General features: G+C 56.1%; 16 protein-coding genes and 3 tRNA genes. 9 read left to right on the forward strand and 10 right to left on the reverse strand.

Annotation, left to right across the window (positions count from 1 at the left end):
- Positions 1-372: 372 nt before the first annotated feature.
- The 3 genes from RS584_RS18600 to xni all read left to right on the forward strand — a co-directional run bounded on the left by RS584_RS18600 (position 373) and on the right by xni (position 3,960).
- Positions 373-1,662, forward strand: a complete 1,290-nt coding sequence (locus RS584_RS18600) for an HAAAP family serine/threonine permease (RefSeq protein WP_003862749.1) — start codon at positions 373-375, stop codon at positions 1,660-1,662.
- Positions 1,663-1,724: 62 nt separating this feature from the next.
- Positions 1,725-3,092, forward strand: coding sequence for an L-serine ammonia-lyase (locus tag RS584_RS18605; RefSeq protein WP_015571736.1), 1,368 nt, complete (start codon positions 1,725-1,727; stop codon positions 3,090-3,092).
- A gap of 112 nt (positions 3,093-3,204) precedes the next feature.
- Positions 3,205-3,960: a flap endonuclease Xni gene (gene xni / locus RS584_RS18610; protein WP_023295348.1), complete on the forward strand. Its 756-nt coding sequence runs from the start codon at positions 3,205-3,207 to the stop codon at positions 3,958-3,960.
- A 57-nt stretch (positions 3,961-4,017) separates the two neighbouring features.
- Here the strand turns inward: xni and rlmM are convergent, their stop codons facing one another.
- The 4 genes from rlmM to RS584_RS18630 form a co-directional block, all read right to left on the reverse strand.
- Positions 4,018-5,118 carry a 23S rRNA (cytidine(2498)-2'-O)-methyltransferase RlmM gene (gene rlmM, locus RS584_RS18615; protein WP_003862754.1) on the reverse strand — a complete coding sequence of 367 codons (1,101 nt, stop codon included), beginning with the start codon at positions 5,116-5,118 and terminating at the stop codon, positions 4,018-4,020.
- Entirely contained in the window at positions 5,111-5,506 is a 396-nt protein-coding gene (locus tag RS584_RS18620) for a DUF423 domain-containing protein (RefSeq protein WP_003862756.1), read from the reverse strand. The genes rlmM and RS584_RS18620 overlap by 8 nt, the downstream gene beginning before the upstream one ends.
- 39 nt (positions 5,507-5,545) lie before the next feature.
- Entirely contained in the window at positions 5,546-6,463 is a 918-nt protein-coding gene (gcvA, locus tag RS584_RS18625; protein WP_003862758.1) for a glycine cleavage system transcriptional regulator GcvA, read from the reverse strand.
- 352 nt (positions 6,464-6,815) lie between these two features.
- Positions 6,816-7,043, reverse strand: a complete 228-nt coding sequence (locus tag RS584_RS18630) for a YgdI/YgdR family lipoprotein (protein ID WP_015571738.1) — start codon at positions 7,041-7,043, stop codon at positions 6,816-6,818.
- A 191-nt stretch (positions 7,044-7,234) separates the two neighbouring features.
- Here RS584_RS18630 and csdA point away from each other — a divergent pair, with 191 nt between their 5' ends.
- On the forward strand, positions 7,235-8,440 hold the full coding sequence (gene csdA, locus RS584_RS18635; RefSeq protein WP_086626075.1) for a cysteine desulfurase CsdA: 1,206 nt from the start codon (positions 7,235-7,237) through the stop codon (positions 8,438-8,440).
- Complete coding sequence (csdE, locus tag RS584_RS18640; RefSeq protein ID WP_193042450.1) at positions 8,440-8,886, forward strand: cysteine desulfurase sulfur acceptor subunit CsdE; 447 nt, start codon at positions 8,440-8,442, stop codon at positions 8,884-8,886. Before csdA ends, csdE begins: the two co-directional genes overlap by 1 nt.
- Here the strand turns inward: csdE and tcdA are convergent.
- Together tcdA and mltA are read right to left on the reverse strand one after the other, a co-directional pair.
- Positions 8,877-9,683, reverse strand: a complete 807-nt coding sequence (tcdA, locus tag RS584_RS18645; protein WP_193042451.1) for a tRNA cyclic N6-threonylcarbamoyladenosine(37) synthase TcdA — start codon at positions 9,681-9,683, stop codon at positions 8,877-8,879. The genes csdE and tcdA overlap by 10 nt on opposite strands.
- A 75-nt stretch (positions 9,684-9,758) precedes the next feature.
- Complete coding sequence (gene mltA / locus RS584_RS18650) at positions 9,759-10,856, reverse strand: murein transglycosylase A (protein WP_015571742.1); 1,098 nt, start codon at positions 10,854-10,856, stop codon at positions 9,759-9,761.
- A 208-nt stretch (positions 10,857-11,064) separates the two neighbouring features.
- Here mltA and RS584_RS18655 point away from each other — a divergent pair.
- From RS584_RS18655 to RS584_RS18665, 3 genes are all read left to right on the forward strand, one after another.
- Positions 11,065-11,141 (forward strand) — tRNA-Met (locus tag RS584_RS18655).
- A gap of 44 nt (positions 11,142-11,185) precedes the next feature.
- Positions 11,186-11,262 (forward strand) — tRNA-Met (locus RS584_RS18660).
- A 44-nt stretch (positions 11,263-11,306) separates the two neighbouring features.
- Positions 11,307-11,383: transfer RNA gene (locus RS584_RS18665), tRNA-Met, on the forward strand.
- A gap of 89 nt (positions 11,384-11,472) precedes the next feature.
- On the opposite strand, the gene amiC is transcribed toward RS584_RS18665, so the two are convergent.
- The gene (gene amiC / locus RS584_RS18670; protein WP_017382840.1) at positions 11,473-12,726 is read right to left on the reverse strand and encodes an N-acetylmuramoyl-L-alanine amidase AmiC; all 1,254 of its coding nucleotides are present in this window, start codon (positions 12,724-12,726) and stop codon (positions 11,473-11,475) included.
- 227 nt (positions 12,727-12,953) lie between these two features.
- Between amiC and argA the strand changes: the two genes are divergently transcribed.
- Positions 12,954-14,285, forward strand: coding sequence for an amino-acid N-acetyltransferase (gene argA / locus RS584_RS18675; RefSeq protein WP_315748438.1), 1,332 nt, complete (start codon positions 12,954-12,956; stop codon positions 14,283-14,285).
- Positions 14,286-14,318: 33 nt separating this feature from the next.
- Here the strand turns inward: argA and recD are convergent, their stop codons facing one another.
- Genes recD through ptrA form a run of 3 tightly spaced genes read right to left on the reverse strand, consistent with a single transcriptional unit; the run spans position 14,319 to position 22,557 of the window.
- Entirely contained in the window at positions 14,319-16,139 is a 1,821-nt protein-coding gene (recD, locus tag RS584_RS18680) for an exodeoxyribonuclease V subunit alpha (RefSeq protein ID WP_315748439.1), read from the reverse strand.
- Complete coding sequence (gene recB, locus RS584_RS18685) at positions 16,136-19,678, reverse strand: exodeoxyribonuclease V subunit beta (RefSeq protein ID WP_315748440.1); 3,543 nt, start codon at positions 19,676-19,678, stop codon at positions 16,136-16,138. Before recB ends, recD begins: the two co-directional genes overlap by 4 nt.
- Positions 19,675-22,557 carry a pitrilysin gene (gene ptrA, locus RS584_RS18690; protein WP_023304348.1) on the reverse strand — a complete coding sequence of 961 codons (2,883 nt, stop codon included), beginning with the start codon at positions 22,555-22,557 and terminating at the stop codon, positions 19,675-19,677. Before ptrA ends, recB begins: the two co-directional genes overlap by 4 nt.
- Between the last annotated feature and the right edge of the window lie 28 nt (positions 22,558-22,585).

Genomic DNA, 22,585 nt, shown 5'->3' on the forward strand with positions numbered 1-22,585 from the left:
ATAATCAGTCTTAATCGAAATTACCCGCCAGAAAATCCTAAAATCCCATTTCTTTACAGCGAAAGACACCTATCTCGCGGGTCGACCTTTTCGAAAACATGTCGTTAATGGTAGCCTTCGCGCCCGTAAATTCTCTTTGATGTTTTTTTAACAGATAAATGGTCTAAAGATACCCACATCACAAGTGGATTATTGCATTTGGGATCGCGATCACTGATAGATTCATAACTAGAATGTATCTTTCCGCCCGCCAATAGTTACGGGCAAAAATTATTAAAAAACCGTCACTGAACGAATTTCATATTACCGTCAGGCGCTTTTTCATCGGATTTGACTAAAAACCTGACAATTTGCTTCCTCCAGGAGATACAGATGGAAACCACTCAAACCAGCACCGTTGCTTCGATTGAATCCCGAAGCGGTTGGCGCAAAACGGATACCATGTGGATGCTTGGCCTGTACGGCACAGCAATCGGCGCTGGTGTACTGTTCCTTCCTATCAACGCAGGTGTCGGCGGTATGATCCCGCTGATCATCATGGCCCTCATTGCCTTCCCGATGACCTTCTTTGCGCACCGAGGCCTGACCCGCTTCGTGCTGTCCGGTAAAAACCCGGGCGAAGACATCACTGAAGTCGTCGAAGAACACTTCGGCGTCGGCGCAGGTAAGCTGATTACCCTGCTCTACTTCTTCGCGATTTACCCGATTCTGCTGGTGTACAGCGTTGCTATCACCAACACCGTAGAAAGCTTTATGATGCACCAGCTTCAGATGACCCCGCCGCCGCGTGCGATTCTGTCCCTGATCCTGATCGTCGGTATGATGACCATCGTGCGCTTCGGCGAGCAGATGATTGTGAAAGCGATGAGCGTGCTGGTGTTCCCGTTTGTTGCGGCTCTGATGGTGCTGGCTCTGTACCTGATCCCACAGTGGAACGGCGCTGCGCTGGAAACCCTGTCTCTGAGCAGCGCATCCACGACCGGCAACGGTCTGCTGCTGACCCTGTGGCTGGCGATCCCGGTGATGGTGTTCTCCTTCAACCACTCGCCAATCATCTCTTCCTTCGCAGTAGCGAAGCGTGAAGAGTACGGCAATGGCGCAGAGAAGAAGTGCTCCAGCATCCTGGCTCGCGCGCACATCATGATGGTACTGACCGTAATGTTCTTCGTGTTCAGCTGCGTGCTGAGCCTCTCCCCGGCGGATCTGGCGGCGGCGAAAGAGCAGAACATCTCTATTCTGTCTTACCTGGCAAACCACTTTAACGCACCGCTGATTGCGTGGATGGCGCCGATCATCGCAATTATCGCCATCACCAAATCCTTCCTGGGCCACTACCTGGGCGCACGTGAAGGCTTCAACGGCATGGTGATTAAATCTCTGCGTGGTAAAGGCAAGACCATTGAAATCAACCGTCTGAACAAAATCACTGCGCTGTTCATGCTGGTGACCACCTGGGCGGTAGCCACCCTGAACCCAAGCATTCTGGGCATGATTGAAACCCTGGGCGGCCCGATTATCGCGATGATCCTGTTCCTGATGCCGATGTACGCGATTCAGAAAGTGCCTGCGATGCGTAAATACAGCGGCCATATCAGCAACGTGTTCGTTGTTGTGATGGGCCTGATTGCCATCTCCGCTATTTTCTACTCGCTGTTCAGCTAATACCTCCTGCGCCGTCTGCGGACGGCGCACTTCTCCCCTCTGACTGAAGCAATGGACGCATCATGATTAGCGTATTCGATATCTTCAAAATCGGTATTGGTCCTTCCAGCTCTCACACCGTCGGACCAATGAAAGCCGGTAAACAATTCACGGATGACTTGATTGCACGCGGCATTTTGCACGACATCACCCGCGTGGTTGTCGATGTATATGGTTCCCTTTCCCTGACCGGTAAAGGCCACCATACCGATATTGCCATTATCATGGGGCTGGCGGGTAATCTGCCGGATACCGTTGATATTGATGCAATACCTGGCTTTATCCAGGACGTGAACACCCACGGTCGTTTGCTGCTGGCGAACGGCGAGCATGAGGTTGAATTCCCGGTTGATCACTGCATGAATTTCCATGCGGATAACCTGTCGCTGCACGAAAACGGCATGCGCATTACCGCGCTGGCCGGCGACAAAGCGGTTTACAGCCAGACGTATTACTCCATCGGCGGCGGGTTTATCGTCGACGAGGACCATTTTGGTCAAAGCACCAATTCTGCCGTTGATGTGCCGTACCCTTACAAAAACGCGGCCGACTTACAGCGTCACTGCCAGGAGACAGGGCTTTCTCTCTCCGGCCTGATGATGAAAAACGAGCTGGCCCTGCACAGCAAAGAGGAGCTGGAACAGCACTTCGCTAACGTCTGGGAAGTGATGCGCAGCGGCATTGAGCGCGGGATCACCACCGAAGGCGTGCTGCCGGGTAAACTGCGTGTTCCGCGTCGTGCGGCTGCGCTGCGCCGCATGCTGGTCAGCACCGACAAAACCACCACCGACCCGATGGCCGTCGTCGACTGGATCAACATGTTCGCGCTGGCGGTGAACGAAGAGAACGCCGCGGGTGGCCGCGTCGTCACCGCGCCAACCAACGGGGCGTGCGGAATTGTTCCGGCGGTTCTGGCGTATTACGACAAGTTTATCCGTGAAGTGAATGCAAACTCACTCGCGCGGTATATGCTGGTCGCCAGTGCGATTGGCTCACTGTACAAGATGAACGCCTCGATTTCCGGCGCGGAAGTGGGCTGTCAGGGTGAAGTGGGCGTCGCCTGCTCTATGGCGGCGGCGGGTCTGGCCGAACTACTGGGCGCAAGTCCTGCGCAGGTTTGTATTGCGGCGGAAATCGGCATGGAACATAACCTGGGGCTGACCTGCGATCCGGTCGGCGGACAGGTCCAGGTGCCATGCATCGAGCGTAACGCCATCGCCTCTGTGAAAGCGGTGAACGCGGCCCGTATGGCGCTGCGTCGTACCAGCGAACCGCGCGTCTGCCTCGACAAGGTTATCGAAACCATGTACGAAACCGGTAAAGATATGAACGCCAAATACCGCGAAACCTCCCGCGGTGGCCTGGCGATGAAGATCGTCACCTGCGATTAAGCCTCTCAGGAAGCCTCGTTTTGCGAGGCTTCTTCCTGTTTTCCCCACCATTCATAGTTTCATGCTGCGCTCAGTGTTACCCTTCACCCATTAGACAGAAGGGAGATTATCTGTGGCCGTTCATTTGCTTATCGTCGATGCACTTAACCTGATTCGCCGTATTCATGCGGTACAGGGCACCCCCTGCAAGGACACCTGTTTACACGCGCTGGAGCAGCTCATTCGCCATAGCGAACCCACCCACGCTGTTGCCGTATTCGACGATGAAGCACGCAATACCGGCTGGCGGCACCAGCGCCTGCCGGACTACAAAGCCGGACGTGCGCCGATGCCGGACGATCTGCACGCAGAAATGCCCGCTATCCGCGCGGCCTTTGAGCAGCGCGGCGTTCCGTGCTGGGGCGCCCACGGTAATGAGGCTGACGATTTAGCCGCAACGCTGGCGGTTAAAGTCGCGAGCGCCGGGCATCAGGCAACTATCGTTTCAACCGACAAAGGCTACTGCCAGCTGCTCTCACCAACGATCCGCATCCGGGACTACTTTCAAAAACGCTGGCTGGACGCGCCATTCATTGCCAGCGAGTTTGGCGTATCGCCTGAGCAACTGCCGGATTACTGGGGGCTGGCGGGGATCAGCAGCTCTAAAGTGCCGGGTGTCGCCGGTATTGGACCCAAAAGCGCCGCACAGTTGCTGACGGAGTTTCAGAGTCTGGAAGGAATTTACGCCAGGCTTGATGAAGTGCCGGAAAAATGGCGCAAAAAGCTGGAGGCGCATAAAGAGATGGCGTTTATCTGCCGGGAGGTGGCGACGCTACAGACGGATTTACAGCTGGACGGGAATTTACAGCAGTTAAGGTTAGAACGTTAAAACAACTACACGATTTTGTAGGCCCGGTAAACGCAGCGCCACCGGGCGTTACAAACGTTATCGTTCGTCGCGACGCCCACCCACGGCCGCCCACCAGCGACGGATATGGACCGTCACTTCTTCGCGGTCGTGATAAAGCTGGCGCGCCTGGATTTCCGCGTTAATCCCGTGTTCGTCCAGCTGCTGCTGAATATAAGCCAGGTTCTGCGACACCTCTTCGTAGCGCTTTTTCATCGGCAGCTTGAGGTTGAAAATCGTCTCACGACACCAGCCGTTCACCAGCCAGGAGGCCATCAGCGCCGCGACTTTCGCCGGTTTTTCTACCATGTCGCACACCATCCAGGAGATGTTGTTGCGGTTCGGGCGATAGCGGAAGCCGTCCTCACGCAGCCAGGTGACCTGCCCGGTATCCATCAGGCTTTGCGCCATCGGGCCGTTATCCACAGACGAAACCCACATATTGCGTTTCACCAGCTGATAGGTCCAGCCGCCCGGGCACGCGCCAAGGTCGACGGCATACATGCCGTTTGCCAGACGTTCGTCCCACTCGTCCGCCGGGATAAAGACGTGAAACGCCTCTTCCAGCTTCAGGGTTGAACGGCTCGGCGCGTCTGCCGGGAAGCGCAGACGCGGGATCCCCATAAAGAACGGCGAATTATTGGTGGTATACGAGTAGCCGGCGTAGCAACATCCTGGCGCAATAAAGAAGATATGCACGACCGGGCGCTTTGGCGTTTCGTAGTTTGTCAGCACACCCGCATCACGCAGCGCCGCGCGCAGCGGCACGGTGAACTTACGGCAGAACTTCATCAGCTCTTTGCTTTCGTTGGTGTCGGCCACTTCCACGCGCAAATCGCCGCCCTTCTCCACCACGCCCTGCAACAGGCCAACAATCGGCGTGATGCGATCTTCCGGCGGAAGATCTTTCAGCAGTTCGCCCGCGACAAACATCTGACGGGCGAAAATCAATGAGCTGAACGGCAGTTCGCGCGCCAGCTTGTCGGCATCATCAGGCTGATAGCATTCAAATACCACATAGCCCGCGTTCTCTTTGACGCGAGCGAATCCGAAGACTTCACGCTTCGCCGCTTTATCGGTGATTTCCGCGGCGCACTCTTTCTCAAACCCCGGGCGACAATATAAAACAACCTTATTCATGAACAACGCCCTTGCGTTTCAGACGGATAGCTCCGATAAACATTAACACCCAACCCGCCAGGAAGCTGACGCCGCCGACAGGTGTAACAAACGCCCACAGGCGTAAATGCGACAGCGCCAGACAGTAAAGACTGCCGCTGAACAGTACGGTACCCAGCGCCAGAAAGACGCTGCTCCAGTAAAACCAGATGCTGATGCGGCGCTGCATCGCCACCGCCAGCCCAAAAATTGCCAGCGTGTGGAACGCCTGATATTCAAGGCCGGTCTGGATCCAACCCATCTCCACAACGCCCAGAGATTTGCTTAAGACATGCGCGCCAAACGCGCCCAGAGCTACAAAAATAAAGCCACTCACCGCGGCGAAAATCAGCATGAATCGGCTGGTCATGTTTAAGTCCTGAATTGATGCGTGCCCGACACACAAACGTTATTGTTCATACCTGAAGCGGAATTTTTCTTGCTCGCTTGCCGCTTTCGCCAGTATCCACTGCCGGAAAGCGGCTATTTTACCCAGTTCTGCCTGACTGTCATGGCAAACCAGATAAAATGCATTCTTGCTGACCAGTACATCGTTAAATGGGCAAACCAGACGGCCTGCCTCAATTTCGGACTGCGCCATAACGTTGTTTGCCAACGCCACGCCCTGCCCGTGAATGGCAGCCTGTAGCACCATCGCGCTGTGGCTAAAAATGGGCCCCTGCTGCACGTTTATATGATTAAGACCTAACTGGCGGGTATAAGTTTGCCAGTCGCGACGCGAAGCATCGTGCAAAAGCGTATGTTGCGCCAGATCGGCGGGCGTTTTGAGCGCTTTATCCCCCGTCAGCAGCAGCGGTGAACAGACCGGCAACAGATATTCTGCGTATAATTTTTCCACACGCAAGCCCGGCCAGTTACCTCGACCGTAAAAAATCGCTACGTCCACATCATCTGCCAGCTTGTCTTCCTGACGGTCCACCGCCTGGATTCGGACATCGATTCCCGGATAAGTTGAGTTAAAGCTTGAGAGTCGCGGCACCAGCCACTGAATGGCAAAACTGGGCAATAAACTCACAGTCAGAGCGCCTTTTGCGCTCCGGGCCTGAAGCTTGCGAGTGGCTTCCGTCAGCTGGGAAAAAATCTCTTTAATATCCTGAAAATAGCTCTGCCCCTCTTCGGTCAACAGCAACGAACGGTTGCGTCGACGGAACAGCTTAAGCCCCAGAAAATCCTCCAGAGACTTGATTTGATGACTTACTGCGGCCTGTGTCACAAAAAGCTCATCGGCTGCGCGGGTGAAGCTGAGGTGGCGTGCTGCTGCATCAAAAACACGTAATGCATTTAGGGGTGGCAATCGCTTGGACATGGTTATCTGGCTTAGATGTTAACGAGATTTAACATATAGGAAACAACGTTTAACCTATTAGTTTTTTTTATCTGAGCCATTATAATTTGTCCGTTGAGGAACTACCAGCAAATACCTATAGTGGCGGCACTTCCTGAGCCGGAACGAAAAGCTTTTTTTGGAATGCGTGTTCTGAAGGGCTTTTGGCTTACGGTTGTGATGTTGTGTTGTTGTGTTTGCAATTGGTCTGCGATTCAGACCACGGTAGCAACGCTACCAATTTTTCACTTCCTGTACATTTACCCTGTCTGTCCATAGTGATTAATGTAGCACCGCCAACTTGCGGTGCTTTTTTTTTTCGCTTATCTAACTGTTAATGCTCGATTTCCTTCATCTCTTTCACATCACTGCGGTTGATCTGCTGTTTGTTCCCGTTAGCATCTTTGTATGAAATCATCCCGGTATCATTATCGGTTGTCGGTTTCCCTTCAGAGACGATAGATCGACCATCGTTGGTATGCATTACGTAGTTATTACCAGAACAGGCGCTCAGGGCAAAGGTCAACGCACAGGCAGAAATGATTGCAGCTGTCTTTTTCATGATTATCTCCTTTAGCAATTAATGCTATTCAAACCTCGATTTATAACAGGCTAAAACATCCGCCTAACACTATTTAGCATAACCTGCTTTTTCAGACTCGCCAGGATAAGCAGACAAATCTGATAGATATCAACTTCCTTGCCCTGCCGATGAATTTGCGCGACGATCGTAGAATCGATATGAGGAATTCCATGAACGCTTTCAGTCCTGCGCAGTTTCGCGCACAGTTTCCTGCGCTGGCCGATGCCGGCATTTATCTTGATAGCGCCGCCACGGCCCTTAAACCGCAGGCGGTGATTGAGGCAACCCGCCAGTTTTACAGCCTGAGCGCCGGGAACGTGCACCGCAGCCAGTATGCCGACGCGCAGCGCTTAACGGCGCAATACGAAGCCGCACGGGATCAGGTCGCGCGCCTGATCAATGCTGACAGCGGTAAGAACATCGTCTGGACGCGGGGCACCACCGAGGCCATTAACATGGTGGCGCAATGTTACGCGCGTCCGCTGTTGCAGCCCGGGGATGAGATCATCGTCAGCGAGGCGGAACACCACGCCAACCTGGTACCCTGGCTGATGGTGGCCGAACAAACCGGGGCACAGGTTGTAAAGCTCCCGTTGGGTGCGGACTTCCTGCCTGACGTGGCGCGTCTGCCTGAGCTGATTACGCCGCGCAGCCGTATTCTGGCGCTGGGGCAGATGTCCAACGTCACCGGCGGCTGCCCGGATCTGGCGCGTGCCATTGAGATTGCCCATGCCAGCGGCGTGGTGGTGATGGTCGACGGTGCGCAGGGTGTGGTGCATTTTCCGGCTGACGTTCAGGCGCTGGATATCGACTTCTATGCCTTCTCAGGACACAAATTGTACGGGCCAACCGGTATCGGCGCGCTGTACGGCAAAGCTGAACTGCTGGCCCGGATGACGCCGTGGCTCGGCGGCGGCAAGATGATTACCGAAGTCACCTTCGACGGTTTTAAAACGCAGGATGTACCCTACCGCCTGGAAGCCGGTACCCCAAACGTGGCCGGGGTTATCGGTCTGAGCGCAGCGCTCGAATGGCTGGCAGAAACGGACGTGGTTCAGGCTGAAAGCTGGAGCCGGGGTCTGGCGACGCTGGCGGAAGAAGAACTGAAAAAACGTCCGGGTTTTCGCTCGTTCCGCGTCCAGGACTCCAGCCTGCTCGCCTTTGATTTCGCGGGCGTGCACCATAGCGACATGGTGACGTTGCTTGCCGGATATGGCATTGCCATGCGTGCCGGACAGCACTGCGCCCAGCCGCTGCTGGCGGCTATTGGCGTGAGCGGTACCCTGCGCGCCTCGTTTGCACCGTACAATACAAAAAGCGACGTCGATGCGCTGGTTTCCGCCGTCGACCGCGCCCTGGAATTACTGGTGGATTAATGACAAGTTCAGCTTTAGCCGGACACCCGTTCGGCACCGTTATTACTGAAGAGACGTTAAAACAGACCTTCGTCCCGCTCACGCAGTGGGAAGATAAATATCGTCAGCTGATCCTGCTGGGCAAACAGTTGCCCACGCTGTCAGACGAGCTGAAATCACAGGCGAAGGAGATCGCAGGCTGCGAGAACCGCGTCTGGCTTGGGTTTAGCGTATCCGGTGAGAAACTGCATTTCTTCGGCGACAGCGAGGGACGCATTGTTCGCGGTCTGCTGGCGGTGCTGTTGACCGCAATCGAAGGGAAAAGCGCCGCAGAGCTGCTGGCGCATTCTCCGCTGGCGCTGTTTGATGAGCTGGGACTTCGCGCGCAGCTTAGCGCCTCACGCGGTCAGGGACTGATTGCGCTAAACGACGCGGTGCTGGATGCCGCCCGTCAGACTCAGGTCTGACGTTCCGCCTTCGCCATCATCTTCTTCAGGGCGTGAGAGACCGCCACAAAGCCGAAGGTGGCGGTCACCATGGTGGCCGCTCCAAACCCTGAGGCACAATCCATCCGCTTTGGCCCTTCCGCCGTGCTTTTCATTGCACAGACCGAACCATCCGCCTGCGGATAAACCAGCGCTTCTGTCGAGAACACACAGTCCACGCCCAGCTTGCCTTTGCTATTTTTCACCACGTTGAAGTCGCTTTTTAAGCGCTCGCGCAGCTTAGCGGCCAGCGGATCCTGAATGGTCTTCGCCAGATCCGCCACCTGGATCTGCGTCGGATCAATTTGTCCACCCGCGCCGCCCGTTGTCACCAGCGGCACCTTGTAACGACGACAGTAAGCGATCAGCGCCGCTTTTGGCCGCACGCTGTCGATGGCATCAATCACATAGCTGTAGCCTTTGCTCATGTACTCCGCGACGTTATCTGCCGTCACAAAGTCGTCGATCACCGTCACCCTACACTCCGGGTTGATGAGACGAATACGCTCCGCCATCACCTCGGACTTCGCCAGACCGACGTTATCACGCAGGGCGTGGATCTGACGGTTAGTGTTAGTGACGCAGACGTCATCCATATCAATCAACGTAATTGCGCCAATGCCGGTTCTCGCCAGCGCTTCTGCCGCCCACGAACCCACACCACCAATGCCCACCACGCAGACATGCGCATCCGCGAACAGTTGCAGGGCTTTTTCACCATATAACCGTGCCGTGCCGCCGAAACGCTGGCGCCAGGCATCGCTGATTACCACAGACATAAAACCTCAGATGTAAAAAGGGTGAGGTATTCCTCACCCTGAACCGTAATCCGTCTTGCCCTCAGAATACCACAATCAGCCGCTGAATACGTTTCCGGTACCCGGCGCTGCCTTCAGCACCCACACGCGTCCGTAGTGGTTATACCAGCCTGCACGATGGCCGGCATCCGGGCCGATGCCCTGATAAATGTCGAAGTGCTGGCCTTTGATCGCCCCACCCACGTCCAGCGCCACCATCAGGCGTAATTCATACTTGCCGTTGAATTTGCCGTTGTTGTCGAGGAGTGGAACTTCCGCCAGCAGCGTAGTACCTGCCGGGATAATCGAACGATCCGATGCTACAGAAGCGCGGCCAATCAGCGGGACGGCGCTCGCCCCTTTCACCGGCGCAAAGTTCTGCGGTTTGAAGAAGACAAACGATGGGTTCTGCTCAAGCAGCTCACGCACTTCCGCTTCGCTGTGTTTTTCGCCCCACTCGCGGATCGCCTGCATCGACATATCTTCTCGTTTCACTTCGCCACGGTCGATGAGCACCTTACCGATGCTGCGATAGGCATGGCCATTTTTCCCGGCGTAGCTAAAGAAGTTCAGCGGCGAGCCGTCGCCAAAATCAATATAGCCGCTGCCCTGCACGTCCATAATGAAGTTGTCCATCAGCGAGTTGCTGTAGGCCAGCACGTAATTTTCGCTCAGCGCGCCAGCGTAGATCTCGGCGCGGGACGGCAGACGACCGCGTTTCGGCGGCATACGGTAAATGGGATACTGGAACTCGCCCTGGCGTGTGTGGCGCGCCTGGACAACCGGAGTGTAGTAACCGGTAAACTGGACGTTACCGTAGTTATCCGCCCCCTCCATCTGCCAGGCATCGATACCAAACTGGCGCATATTGCGGGTATCACCGCCTGCACGCAGCCAGTCCTGCACGGCGCTATAGACATTGTTCTGCGAACCGTATAAACGCGGAGAAGCAGTGCGGATCTGGTAAACCTGCTCGGAGAAGTCTCCGGCATTGATCGGAGCGCCCACGGCGTCTGGCTGGTTAACTAAAGAGAAAGGCTGGGATAACTTCCCGTCTTTATACTGTTGACCGCGATCGGTCGGTTTGGAAGAGCAGGCCGCAAGAATCGCCACCATTGCGCCTGTCATCAGATACTTCGCCCAACGTCCTTTCATTATATCTCGTCTTTTAGTTGCCCAATTCCGCGAGATGAAGATAACAAACCCACCGTGTTAATGAAATGCAATCGCCTTCCCTTTGGCAAATTCTGCACAAAAAATAGTCCAAAGTGGCTTTTGCCGTTCATTTTGCATACAAAATAATGAATTATGTGAAAAAGGGGTTGCATCACAAACCTATCCGAGTATAGTGCGCTTCCACGGACGCGGGGTGGAGCAGCCTGGTAGCTCGTCGGGCTCATAACCCGAAGGTCGTCGGTTCAAATCCGGCCCCCGCAACCAATTAAAATTTGATGAAGTATCTTCTACGACTGTAGAAAGACGGACGCGGGGTGGAGCAGCCTGGTAGCTCGTCGGGCTCATAACCCGAAGGTCGTCGGTTCAAATCCGGCCCCCGCAACCAATCAAATTTGAAGAAGTAAGTTTCTACAAGTGTAGAAAGACGGACGCGGGGTGGAGCAGCCTGGTAGCTCGTCGGGCTCATAACCCGAAGGTCGTCGGTTCAAATCCGGCCCCCGCAACCAACACTTCTTAAAACAATAAACACCCTGAAGGGTGTTTTTTTGTATCTGGCGTTTGTGAAAATGCCGGGCATGATACCCGGCTTAATGCCCTACCCCCGCCGCGCCAGCGTTTCCCCGTCTGAGAAGTAGGCCCGGATCCCCGCCAGAATCGACTCCGCCACTTCCTGCTGGAATTTAGCCGTCTTGAGCTTACGTTCCTCTTCCACGTTACTGATAAACGCGGTTTCGACCAGAATGGATGGAATATCTGGCGCTTTCAGTACCGCAAATCCGGCCTGCTCGACGCTGTTTTTGTGCAGCTTGTTGACCCGGCCCAGCTTGCCCAGCACCGCTTTACCAAACTTCAGGCTGTCGGTAATGGTCAGCGACTGCACCATATCAAACATCGTATGGTCGACGTAACGGTCGCCACTTTTGCTCACGCCACCAATTAAATCCGAGGCGTTCTGCGTGTCCGCCAGGTATCTCGCGGCGGTACTGGTCGCCCCTTTCGTTGACAGGGCAAACACTGAAGATCCACTCGGCTGGCGGCTGGTGAAGGCATCCGCGTGAATAGAGACAAACAGATCCGCGCGCTGCTTTTGCGCTTTTGCCACGCGGACCTTCAGCGGGATAAAGACATCTTCGTTACGCGTCATGTAGGCGCGCATATTGCCCTCTTTGTCGATCAAGGCCTTCAGACGACGGGCAATTTGCAGCACCACATCTTTTTCGCGGGTGCGATATTTCCCGACGGCGCCGGAATCTTCTCCGCCGTGGCCAGGATCGAGCATGATCACAATCGGGCGATCGCGCCCCGCCTTGCCCGGCTGTGGGCCACTTTGCGCTGGCGGAACCTGGCTGTCGAGATCGCCTTTGTTGTAATCCTCAAGTAATGCCAGGAGCGGATCCTGAATATCCGTCGCATTCGCCGGATAGAGATCCATCACCAGACGCTCCTTAAAGGCGGCTACAGGCGCAAGGGCAAAGAGCTGAGGTTTCACGTTCTGCTTCAGCTCAAACACCATGCGCACGGTTTGCGGATCGAACTGCCCGACGCGCGCCGATTTAATAAACGGATCGTCGCCACGGATCTGAGCTGCCATGCCTTTAAGCACGGAGTTGAGGTTCACACCTTCGAGATCAACCACCACACGTTCAGGATTGCTGAGGGCAAATTGCTTGTATTTCAGCACGCGATTGGACTCGACCGTCACGCGCGTATAGGTCGACGACGGCCAGACGCGCACCGCGACTACCTGGCTTGTGGCGGCAAGACCCACCTGGCTGACGCTAAGCAACCACATCGCCCCGGCCCCTTTTAACAGGCGGCGGCGGCTTATTGCTGAATTGGATCCCGACATGCTTCTCCCGAGCAAGAAATCTGATTGATGAACAAAACGCCCAAATTGACCGAAAACTTTAACGAATGACGCATAAACTGTCATCTATAAAAGGGTAAACAATCATACGTTAACGCACGGATTACTTATTATTTTCTGTGGGTCGCAGAAAATTTAGGCTTGCACACGCGGCCACAATCGAATAAAAATACAGAAATTACGAATAAACATTCACTAAGGGTTGTGTCATGGTTAAGGAACGTAGAACCGAACTGGTCCAGGGATTCCGCCATTCTGTTCCCTATATCAACACCCATCGGGGAAAAACGTTTGTCACCATGCTTGGCGGCGAAGCCATTGAGCATGAAAACTTTTCCAGCATCGTCAATGATATCGGCCTGCTGCACAGCCTCGGCATCCGTCTGGTGGTGGTGTATGGCGCACGTCCGCAAATTGAAGCCAACCTGGCCGCCCATCACCATGAGCCGATCTACCACAAACACACGCGCGTGACGGATGCGAAAACCCTCGAGCTGGTCAAACAGGCGGCGGGTCTGTTGCAGCTCGATATCACCGCCCGCCTGTCGATGAGTCTGAACAATACGCCGTTGCAGGGCGCGCACATCAACGTGGTGAGCGGCAACTTTATCATCGCTCAGCCGCTCGGCGTGGACGATGGCGTGGACTACTGCCACAGCGGCCGCATCCGCCGTATTGATGAAGAAGCCATTCACCGCCAGTTAGACAATGGCGCGATCGTTCTGATGGGCCCTGTTGCCGTCTCCGTAACGGGTGAAAGTTTTAATCTGACCTCAGAAGAGATTGCCACCCAGCTGGCCATCAAGCTGAAAGCGGAAAAAATGATCGGCTTTTGCTCCTCACAGGGTGTCGTGAACGATGAGGGCGTGATTGTGCCAGAACTTTTTCCGAATGAAGCCCAGGCGCGCGTCGAAGCGCTGGAAGCAGAAGGCGATTACTATTCCGGTACCGTGCGTTTTCTGCGCGGCGCCGTTAAAGCGTGCCGTAGCGGGGTGCGCCGCAGCCACCTGATCAGCTATCAGGAAGACGGCGCGCTGTTGCAGGAGCTGTTCTCCCGGGACGGGATCGGTACGCAGATCGTCATGGAGAGCGCCGAGCAGATCCGCCGTGCCACCATCAACGATATCGGCGGCATTCTGGAGCTGATCCGTCCGCTGGAACAACAGGGCATTCTGGTTCGCCGCTCCCGCGAACAGCTGGAGATGGAGATCGACAAGTTCACCATCATTCAGCGCGATAACCTGACCATAGCCTGTGCGGCGCTTTATCCGTTCCCGGAAGAGCAGATTGGCGAAATGGCGTGCGTCGCCGTGCATCCTGATTACCGTAGCTCCTCACGGGGGGAACTGCTGCTTGAACGCGTGGCGGCACAGGCGCGCCAGATGGGTCTGAGCAAGCTGTTCGTGCTTACCACGCGCAGCATTCACTGGTTCCAGGAGCGCGGCTTCACGCCGGTGGATATTGATTCCCTGCCGGAAAGTAAGAAAGAGATGTACAACTACCAGCGCCGCTCGAAGGTGTTAATGGCGGACCTGGGATAACAATCACCCTCTCCTGCTGGAGAGGGCGTTCACTCAGACAGATTCAAAAATCGCGCTTAATCCGCTTCTGCGCTCGGTACGGGTGGCAATCGCCTGACCCAGCACGCGCTCATCCGCATACAGCGACAGACGCTGGCGCGCACGGGTAATGGCGGTGTAGACCAGCTCGCGGGTCACTACCGGCGACAGCTGTGTCGGCAGGATCAGCGCCGCATGGTTGAACTCGGAGCCCTGAGATTTATGTACCGTCATCGCCCATGCCGTTTCATGCTCTGGCAGGCGGCTGGGCTGGACGGACTTCACGCTACCGTCCGGTAGCTGGAACCAGACGCGCAGACCGTTGCCGCGATCGAGCGCAATGCCGATATCCCCGTTGAACAGCCCCAGCGCACTGTCGTTGCGGGAGATCATCACTGGCCGGCCCTCATACCATCGCGAATGCAGCTGACGGTTAATTTTGCGCTTCTGCACCAGCAACTGCTCCAGCCTGTCGTTCAGGCCCGCGACGCCAAACGGCCCTTCCCGCAATGCGCACAGAAGCTGGTATTCGCCAAATGCGGCGATGACCTGCCCGGGCTGACTGCGCTGCTGCACGCAGCTCAGAAAATGCTGGTATCCCTGGAGAGCCTCCTCAAGCATAGCCTGATACTCTTCCCCGCTTTGCAGCGATTTCTTTTCAATGTCAGTGAAGGAACCGTCAAACACCGTGCGCGTGGCGTGCCTGTCGCCACGGTTGACCGCCGCAGCCAGCTGGCCGATGCCGGAGTCGCTACCGAAACGGTAGCTTCTTTGCAGCAGGCACAGGCTGTCACGCAGTGCGCCCGCGATCGGCGTGTGATCGGGTTCAAGCGAGCAACCGGTCAGACGGGCGAGCTCCTGCGCCCGCGCGGCGGTATAACCGTAACTGGCGTAGGTACAGATATCTCCCAGCACCGCCCCGGCTTCTACAGAGGCGAGCTGATCGCGATCGCCCAGGAAAACCACGCGCGCATGGGGTGGTAGCGCATCGATCAGGCGCGACATCATGGTCAGGTCGATCATGGAGGCTTCATCCACCACCAGCACGTCCAGATGCAGCGGATTGCCCGCATGGTAGCGCAGCCGCTGGCTACCCGGCTGCGCGCCGAGCAGACGGTGCAGAGTACTTGCTTCACCCGGGAAAAGCGCAAGCTGCTCCTGGGTGAGCGGCAGCCGTTGCATCGCCCCGCCCAGTGATTCGGTCAGACGCGCCGCGGCCTTCCCGGTGGGCGCCGCCAGACGAATACGGCATCGCTGCTCGCCTGAAAGCTCTATCAGAGCTGCCAGCAGCTTTGCGACGGTCGTTGTTTTCCCGGTTCCCGGGCCGCCGGATATCACCGAGATCCGCCGCGTCAGGGCGACGGCTGCCGCCACTTTCTGCCAGTCTGTGGCCTCACCGGAGTCAAACAGCCTGTCCAGCGTCTGGCGAAGCTGTGCTTCGTCGCAGGGAAGCGGCGCATTGGTCTCACTAAAGAAACGCGCTACCGTCAGTTCGTTTCGCCACAGGCGGTTCAGGTATAAGCGCTCCCCCGTCAGGATCAGCGGTGCCTGGTTGTCTCCCGGCCCGACGGCTGACGATTCACGCAAGATTTTCTGCCAGTCCACCTTATCTCCCAGCAGCGCAAAGCAGGACTGGAGGACAGGCGGCATTTTCTCGTCAACCACCAGACGCGAGAGCGGCAGACACACATGCCCCTCTCCGGCATCTTTACTCAACAGGGCAGCGGCAAGCATCACGGCGGGCTGGTCAGCGGCAATCATCATGGCAAACTGAACGTCCAGCTGACGCAGCATGCGTTGCTCTACCGCATCCAGCAATAAGTCCTGCATCGTCATGCCATCTCCTCCGTGTTTGCTGCAAACAGGTTATCCATTTTATTAATCAATTCCGCATCCGGACGAGTGCTGAAGATCCCGGAGCGCGGATCGGCAGCATCAACCCCGCGCAGGAACAGATAGATGACACCGCCAAAATGATCGTCGTAGCGATAATCCGCAATACGGTGGCGCAAATAGCGGTGCAGCGCCAGGGTATAGAGCTGATATTGCAGATCGTAGCGATGCATTTGCATGGCTGCCGCCATCGCCTGCTGGGTATAGGCTTCGCTGTTCTCGCCCAGCCAGTTCGATTTGTAATCCAGCAGGTAGTACCGTCCTTCGTGACGGAAGACCAGGTCGATAAACCCTTTCAGCATGCCCTGCACCTGACGGAAGTTCAGCGGCGGGCAACCGGCTGACAGCGGATCGTACTGACGGATGAGCGCATCGAGCGCGTCGGCCTTAAGCGGGCCTGCGACGGGCAGATAAAACTCCATCTCAACCTGCTTATTTTTGGCCGTTAACTGGCGAAGAGAGAAGCCCTGCGTCGTCAGCGGCGCCTGCAAAATGGCGTTGATCCAGTCAGTGAGAACGGGCTGCCAGTGCGCGTCATAGCCTCCGCTCTGCAACATCTTCAGCACCCACTCCTCACTGACAGGCTGGGTGAAATCAAGCTCTTCAAAGAGGCTGTGCAAAAAGGTGCCCGGCGACGCGCCGCGTGGGAACTGATGTGGAGTTAACGTCGGTTCAACCGGAACATCGCCCACCCCTGCGGCATCCACGTCCAGCTTCGGCATGAGATCCTGCGCAATACTTTGCCCGTGCTGTTGCAGGCCAGAATAGCTGGTGACGCGCCAGTCGTCGGCAAGCACCCGTGTGATCTGGCGCGCGTTAAGATCGGTCGCGGGCTCTTGCGCCATTTCCCAGCGGCTGTTGTCTGGCAGAGAAGGGATATGGAGGGCGATATCGTCTCCGCAAAGCGACTCAATACAGAGGCGCAACCCCGCCGCATCTTTCGGCTCACCACGCTGAACAAGCCGCCCTAAGGCGCTTAAATGGAAATCGCTCTCCCCTGTTTTCTCCCCGCGACGGCGGAAAACCGGCGCGACGCCCAGGCTGCAATGCCAGACAGAACGGGTCAGCGCCACGTAAAGCAGGCGCAAATCCTCCGCCAGACGCTCCGCTTCCGCCAGCTCAACGCTGGTTTCCGCCTTGCTGAGATCGAGCACCGCATCGAAAGTCTCGCGGTCATGATAATAGGCCTGATCCTGAACGCGGTAGTTCGCGATAAAGGGCAGCCAGACCAGCGGATACTCAAGACCTTTCGATTTGTGAATGGTGACGATTTGCACCAGATGCTTATCGCTCTCAAGACGCATCTGCTGGCTTGAGGCGTTACTGTTTGGATCCGCGATTTGCTGCGCCAGCCAGCGCACGAGGGCATGTTCACTTTCAAGCTGGGTGCCGGCTTCCTGCAACAGTTCGCTGATGTGTAAAATATCGGTAATACGCCTTTCACCGCCGGATGACGCCAGCATATTTTCGGCAATCTGACGCCGCGTCATCAATTCGCGCAGCATCGCCATGACGCCGCGTTTTTGCCAGCGTTCACGGTAATGGACAAACTCTTCCACCACTGTATCCCATGCGTTTTCGTCATGGTTGAGCTCATCAATATCGCGCGCGTTCAACCCCAGCATAGAGCTGGCCAGCGCGCTTCGAAGCGTATTTTCGCGCTCCGGGGCCAGCACCGCCTGAAGCAGCCAGAGCATTTCCTGGGCTTCCAGCGTGTCGAACACGCTGTCGCGGTTAGAAAGATACACTGACGGAATATCCAGCAACGTTAGCGCATCGCGGATTAACGCCGCTTCCTGACGACTGCGCACCAGCACGGTAATATCAGAGGCTTTAACAGGATTCGCCTGTTCCCCCTTCCACAGCAGCGCCTCGCCGCGCGCGCCTGCGCTCAGCCAGTCACGGATTTGCGCGGCGCAGTGCTGCGCCATCGCCGCCTGATAGTCGGCAACCCCATAGCCTTCCCCTTCCAGCAGCCAGAAGGTCATGGCGGGTTGCACCGCGCCACTGACTTCGAAGCGCAGGGATGCGTTTTTTGGGGCGGATTTCACTGGCAGGAAAGGGATTTCATTGAACATGAACGCCGTCTCCATACGGCTGAACAGCGCATTGACGCTCTCAACCATCCCCGGCGCGGAACGCCAGTTAGTGTCTAACGTGTAATGCGCGACAACCTCACTACGGGCTTTCATATAGGTGAAGATATCTGCCCCACGGAAGGCGTAAATCGCCTGTTTAGGGTCGCCAATCAACAACAGAGCAGTGTCGGGCTGCTGTCGCCAGATGCGGCGAAAAATGCGGTACTGCTGAGGGTCGGTGTCCTGAAATTCGTCAATCATCGCCACCGGAAAACGGGTACGGATCGCGCTGGCGAGCGCTTCACCATTCTCGCTGGACAGCGCCTCGTCCAGGCGGCTCAGCATGTCATCAAACCCCAGCTCACCCCGGCGACGTTTTTCGCGCGCGACGGCCTGGCGGATCTCCGTCATGGCGCGGGTGATCATCAGGTCATTGAGCGTTAATGGCTCCGCAAGCAGCGCATCAATCGCCACAAACAGGGGATGCTCAGGCACAATACCGTCGGCTTTGGTTCGCTCGGTCAAAAAGCGCTGCGAAAACTTTTCCAGTGCGTCCGGAAGCTGGTAGCCCCGCGTCTCCTCCTGGGCCCAGGCGCTGATCTTTTCGATCCACTTCCCCTGGTTCCCACGGTTGAACTTGCGTCTGTCGATGCCTGAGTTTTCGATGATTGCATCAATTTCACCGACCGACTCATTCCACTTCTGCTTAAGCGCCGCAATTTTGGCGACGATCTTTTCATGGCGCGAGGCCAGCGTTTCATCGGCAGGCGGCGGAGATTTAATGACCGGCGCTTCGCCTTGCAGGTAACGGTCGATGGCGCGAAGAAGCTCTTCCGGACCTTTCCACAGGGCGTGAACCGCTTCGGCAATGTCGCGCTGCAATGGATAACAGTGACGACGCCAGAAATCCGCACAGGCCTGATAGCGAAGCTCGGATTCATCTTCAATAAGCTGCTGCTCAAAGAGCATGCCGGATTCAAACGCATTCAGGCTCAGCATGCGCTGACAAAAACCGTGAATGGTGAAGACGGACGCTTCATCCATTTGCCGCTCGGCCAGCAGCAGCCATTGCGCAGCCTGTTGCTTATCCGCAATCTCGTCCAGCAGGCTCGCGTAGAGGGGGTTATCCGTCGTCTGACGCAAACAGGCGATGCGCAGCTCATGAATGTTGCTGCGAATACGGCCACGCAGCTCGGCAGTGGCCGCTTCGGTGAAGGTTACCACCAGCAGCTCTTCCACGCTTAACGGGCGCGAAAAAGCGGCGTTGCCGCCGAGCCCCAACAGCAAACGCAGATAGAGCGCGGCGATGGTATAGGTTTTTCCCGTTCCCGCTGAGGCTTCAATCAGTCGCTCACCCTGTAGAGGTAAACTTAGGGGATCAAGCGGCTCAGCGGTATGGGTCATTCTTTCTTACTCCAGGGCATAGTTTGTTGCAGCGCGCTGACGCTCTTCCAGACGGTCCACTCTTTTGATTTTACGTAGTCCGTTTTCCCGTTCTGGCTGCCAGAAACCTGAGACAGGATGGCCATACCCTGCGGTTTTACTACCGCCTGATGGAAGAAATCGGCAACCTTTTGTGGCGTCAGCTGTTTTATTTCGGCCACTATTTTATCACGCGAATCAAATTTCATATTACCGCGATCAAAATCTTTGCTCAGCTGCGAGGCCTCTTCACCCAGCGTCTGCGGCGGCTGCATCACCTGGGCGATAACCGCCTGCTGGATTTGGGCAAACTCTTCCGGCTTCATGGCGCGCAGTTTTGCTTCCGCCTGCGGGAAGAACGCCTGATAACGCTGCCACAGGTAAGCGGGTTGCTTGTCGCTGCTTTGCAGAAGGAAGCCCAGCCCCCACTGACGGCCCACATTCATAGAGAAAGCGAATACCGCATAGCCCAGCTGCTCTTCGGTGCGCAGCTGGTTGTAAAACCACGGCTGAATAATTTGACCGAGAACCGCACTCTGGGCAGAGCTGGTAAATTCGTCATAACCGACAGGGACAAACACCGCGGCCAGCGCGGAATCCGTGCTGCTTCCCGCTTTTTCGAAGATCACGTTCTGCTTTTTCTCTACCAGCACATCCTGGTTACGGCACCACTCATCGCCTTTTGAACCCAGTTGCGCACGGACGTTTTGCGCCAGCGTTTTAGCCTGATCTTCGCTCATATTCCCTACAACCAGGAACTCCGGACGGGTATTGGTTTTCAGCGCATCACGGTAAGCCAGCACCTCTTTTAAGGTGACTGAGGGCAATAACGCGCGGCGATCTTCGCGCTGGAAGTACGGAATTTGCGACAGCATCTGTGCTGGCATAATCGCCTGATCGTAGGCTTTACCCTTCTCGGCAGAATCCATCATCTGGGCATACCAGGACTTAGCCTGCTCGAGCTGTTCTTCCGTAGGCGTATAGCTGAAATAACCGTCCAGCAGCGCCTGGAACAGCTGCGGCAAACGCTGGGTATAGCCGTTGGCATTCACCATCAGGCCGTTATTGGCATTGGTGGAGAAACTGATACCACCAACGGCAGCCTGGTTGCTGAGCTGATCGAGAGCAATACCGGCCAGATAATCGTTAAGCGCAAACAGCACCTGGTTTCTGGCGCTGTCCATTGCTTTGGGGTTACGCAGCACCACGCTAACATCCGCTTTTGGCTCGTCGGCGAAATAGCGGCTTGGGGTGTAGACCACGCGCAGCGTCGGCTCATCAACAATCAGCTCCGGGTGCGGATACGCCTTTGCGGGTTTGATCAGCGAGAAATCGTCCGGGATGTAGGGGTTAAGCTCCGGTAACTTCAGCGCAATTTCCCCCGCCTTTTTCTGCCAGCCCGCGAAGGTCTGTTCGCTGATTTTTTCAACCTGATACGGGGCATCAACGAAATAGGCCATTTTGTTATGCGGTTCGTTCGGGCTGATATACCAGACGCGGGCATTCTGCGGAGTCATCATCGCCAGACGCGCTTTGAGCGCTCCAGCGTCATACTGGTCGGCAATATTTACCGCATCCAGCGTATGTTCCACCGGCACGCGGATCATGGTATCTGCCAGCCACTCAACGTAGTCCATATCACGCGTGATAGAGGGATAGCGGAAATCGAGATCCAGCACGTGCGCCAGCTCGTCAAAGTAGCGTTTATCGACCCCTTTGTCGCGCAGCAGAGAGAGGTAACTGAAAATGGCCGCAACGACGTCGTCCCGGTGAGCCAGCCCTTTATCGGTCAGCGTCGCGGAGATGGCCAGCACGCCGCTATTCCCATTTACAACGGGATCGGAGTCAGCGCGAATACCTTCCACCAGCCCCTGCTTTTGCAGCCAGTCGGAGAGGGTACCCGGGCTGCGGTTGCCGATAAGATACGTCACCAGCTCGTCGGTTTTGCTGCGGAACTGCGCCGTGTTGTTATCAATACGGAATTCAACGCGTAACACCTTGCGCGGCAAGGCCGGCACATAGTGAATAACAATGCCTTTTTGCGCGTCCGTGACAACCGGCACGTTAATCTGCGGCAGATCGATATTTTTATTTGGCACCCTGCCGTAGGTCTGCGCGGCCATGTTTGCCAGCGTCGGCAACGGTTTATTGCTGTAGATAACCGCTTTCATCAGATTGGCGGAATAGTATTTTTCACGAAACGCATGCAGCGCATCGAGCACCGGGCTACCGGGCTTGTCGCTCAGCGTTTCAAGGTTGCCGCCTGAGAAGCGCGAACCCGGGTGCGCCGGATTGATGGTTTCAGCGCTAACCTGCGCCATGCGCATACCGTCTCGCGTGCGCGCCATCGTCAGTTCGGCGTTCACGGCATTACGTTCACGGTCAGCGTATTTTTTATCCAGCAGCGGTGCGGCGATGGCATCCGCCAGACGGTCCACCGCCCCATCAAGCGCATCATTTTCCACTTCCAGGTAAAACGCGGTGCGATACGGCGCGGTACTGGCGTTGTGGCTGCCGCCATGCATTTTCAGAAATTCGGACAGGCTGTCAGGCTGTGGGTATTTTTTAGAGCCCATTAGCGTCATGTGCTCAAGGTAGTGAGCCAGTCCAGGATGGGCGTCAGGATCTTCCAGCGAACCCACCGGCACAACCAGCGCGGAGAGCGATTTCACCGCCTGAGGATCGGAAACCAGCAGCACGGTCATCCCGTTATCAAGACGAATCGCCTGATACTCACGGGTGTCCTTATCGCTCTTACGAATTGTTTCCTTGACAGGTTGCCAACCGGAATCGGCCTGAGTGACGGGAGCCCAAAGGGCGATAAACAAAACAAACGCTTTGAACAAGGTGCTGCCTGGCATTACGACCTCTTTATCACGGCTACATCAT

The sequence above is a fragment of the Enterobacter sp. DTU_2021_1002640_1_SI_PRY_ASU_LCPMC_013 genome (assembly GCF_032389435.1).
Taxonomy (GTDB): Bacteria; Pseudomonadota; Gammaproteobacteria; order Enterobacterales; family Enterobacteriaceae; genus Enterobacter; species Enterobacter hormaechei_C.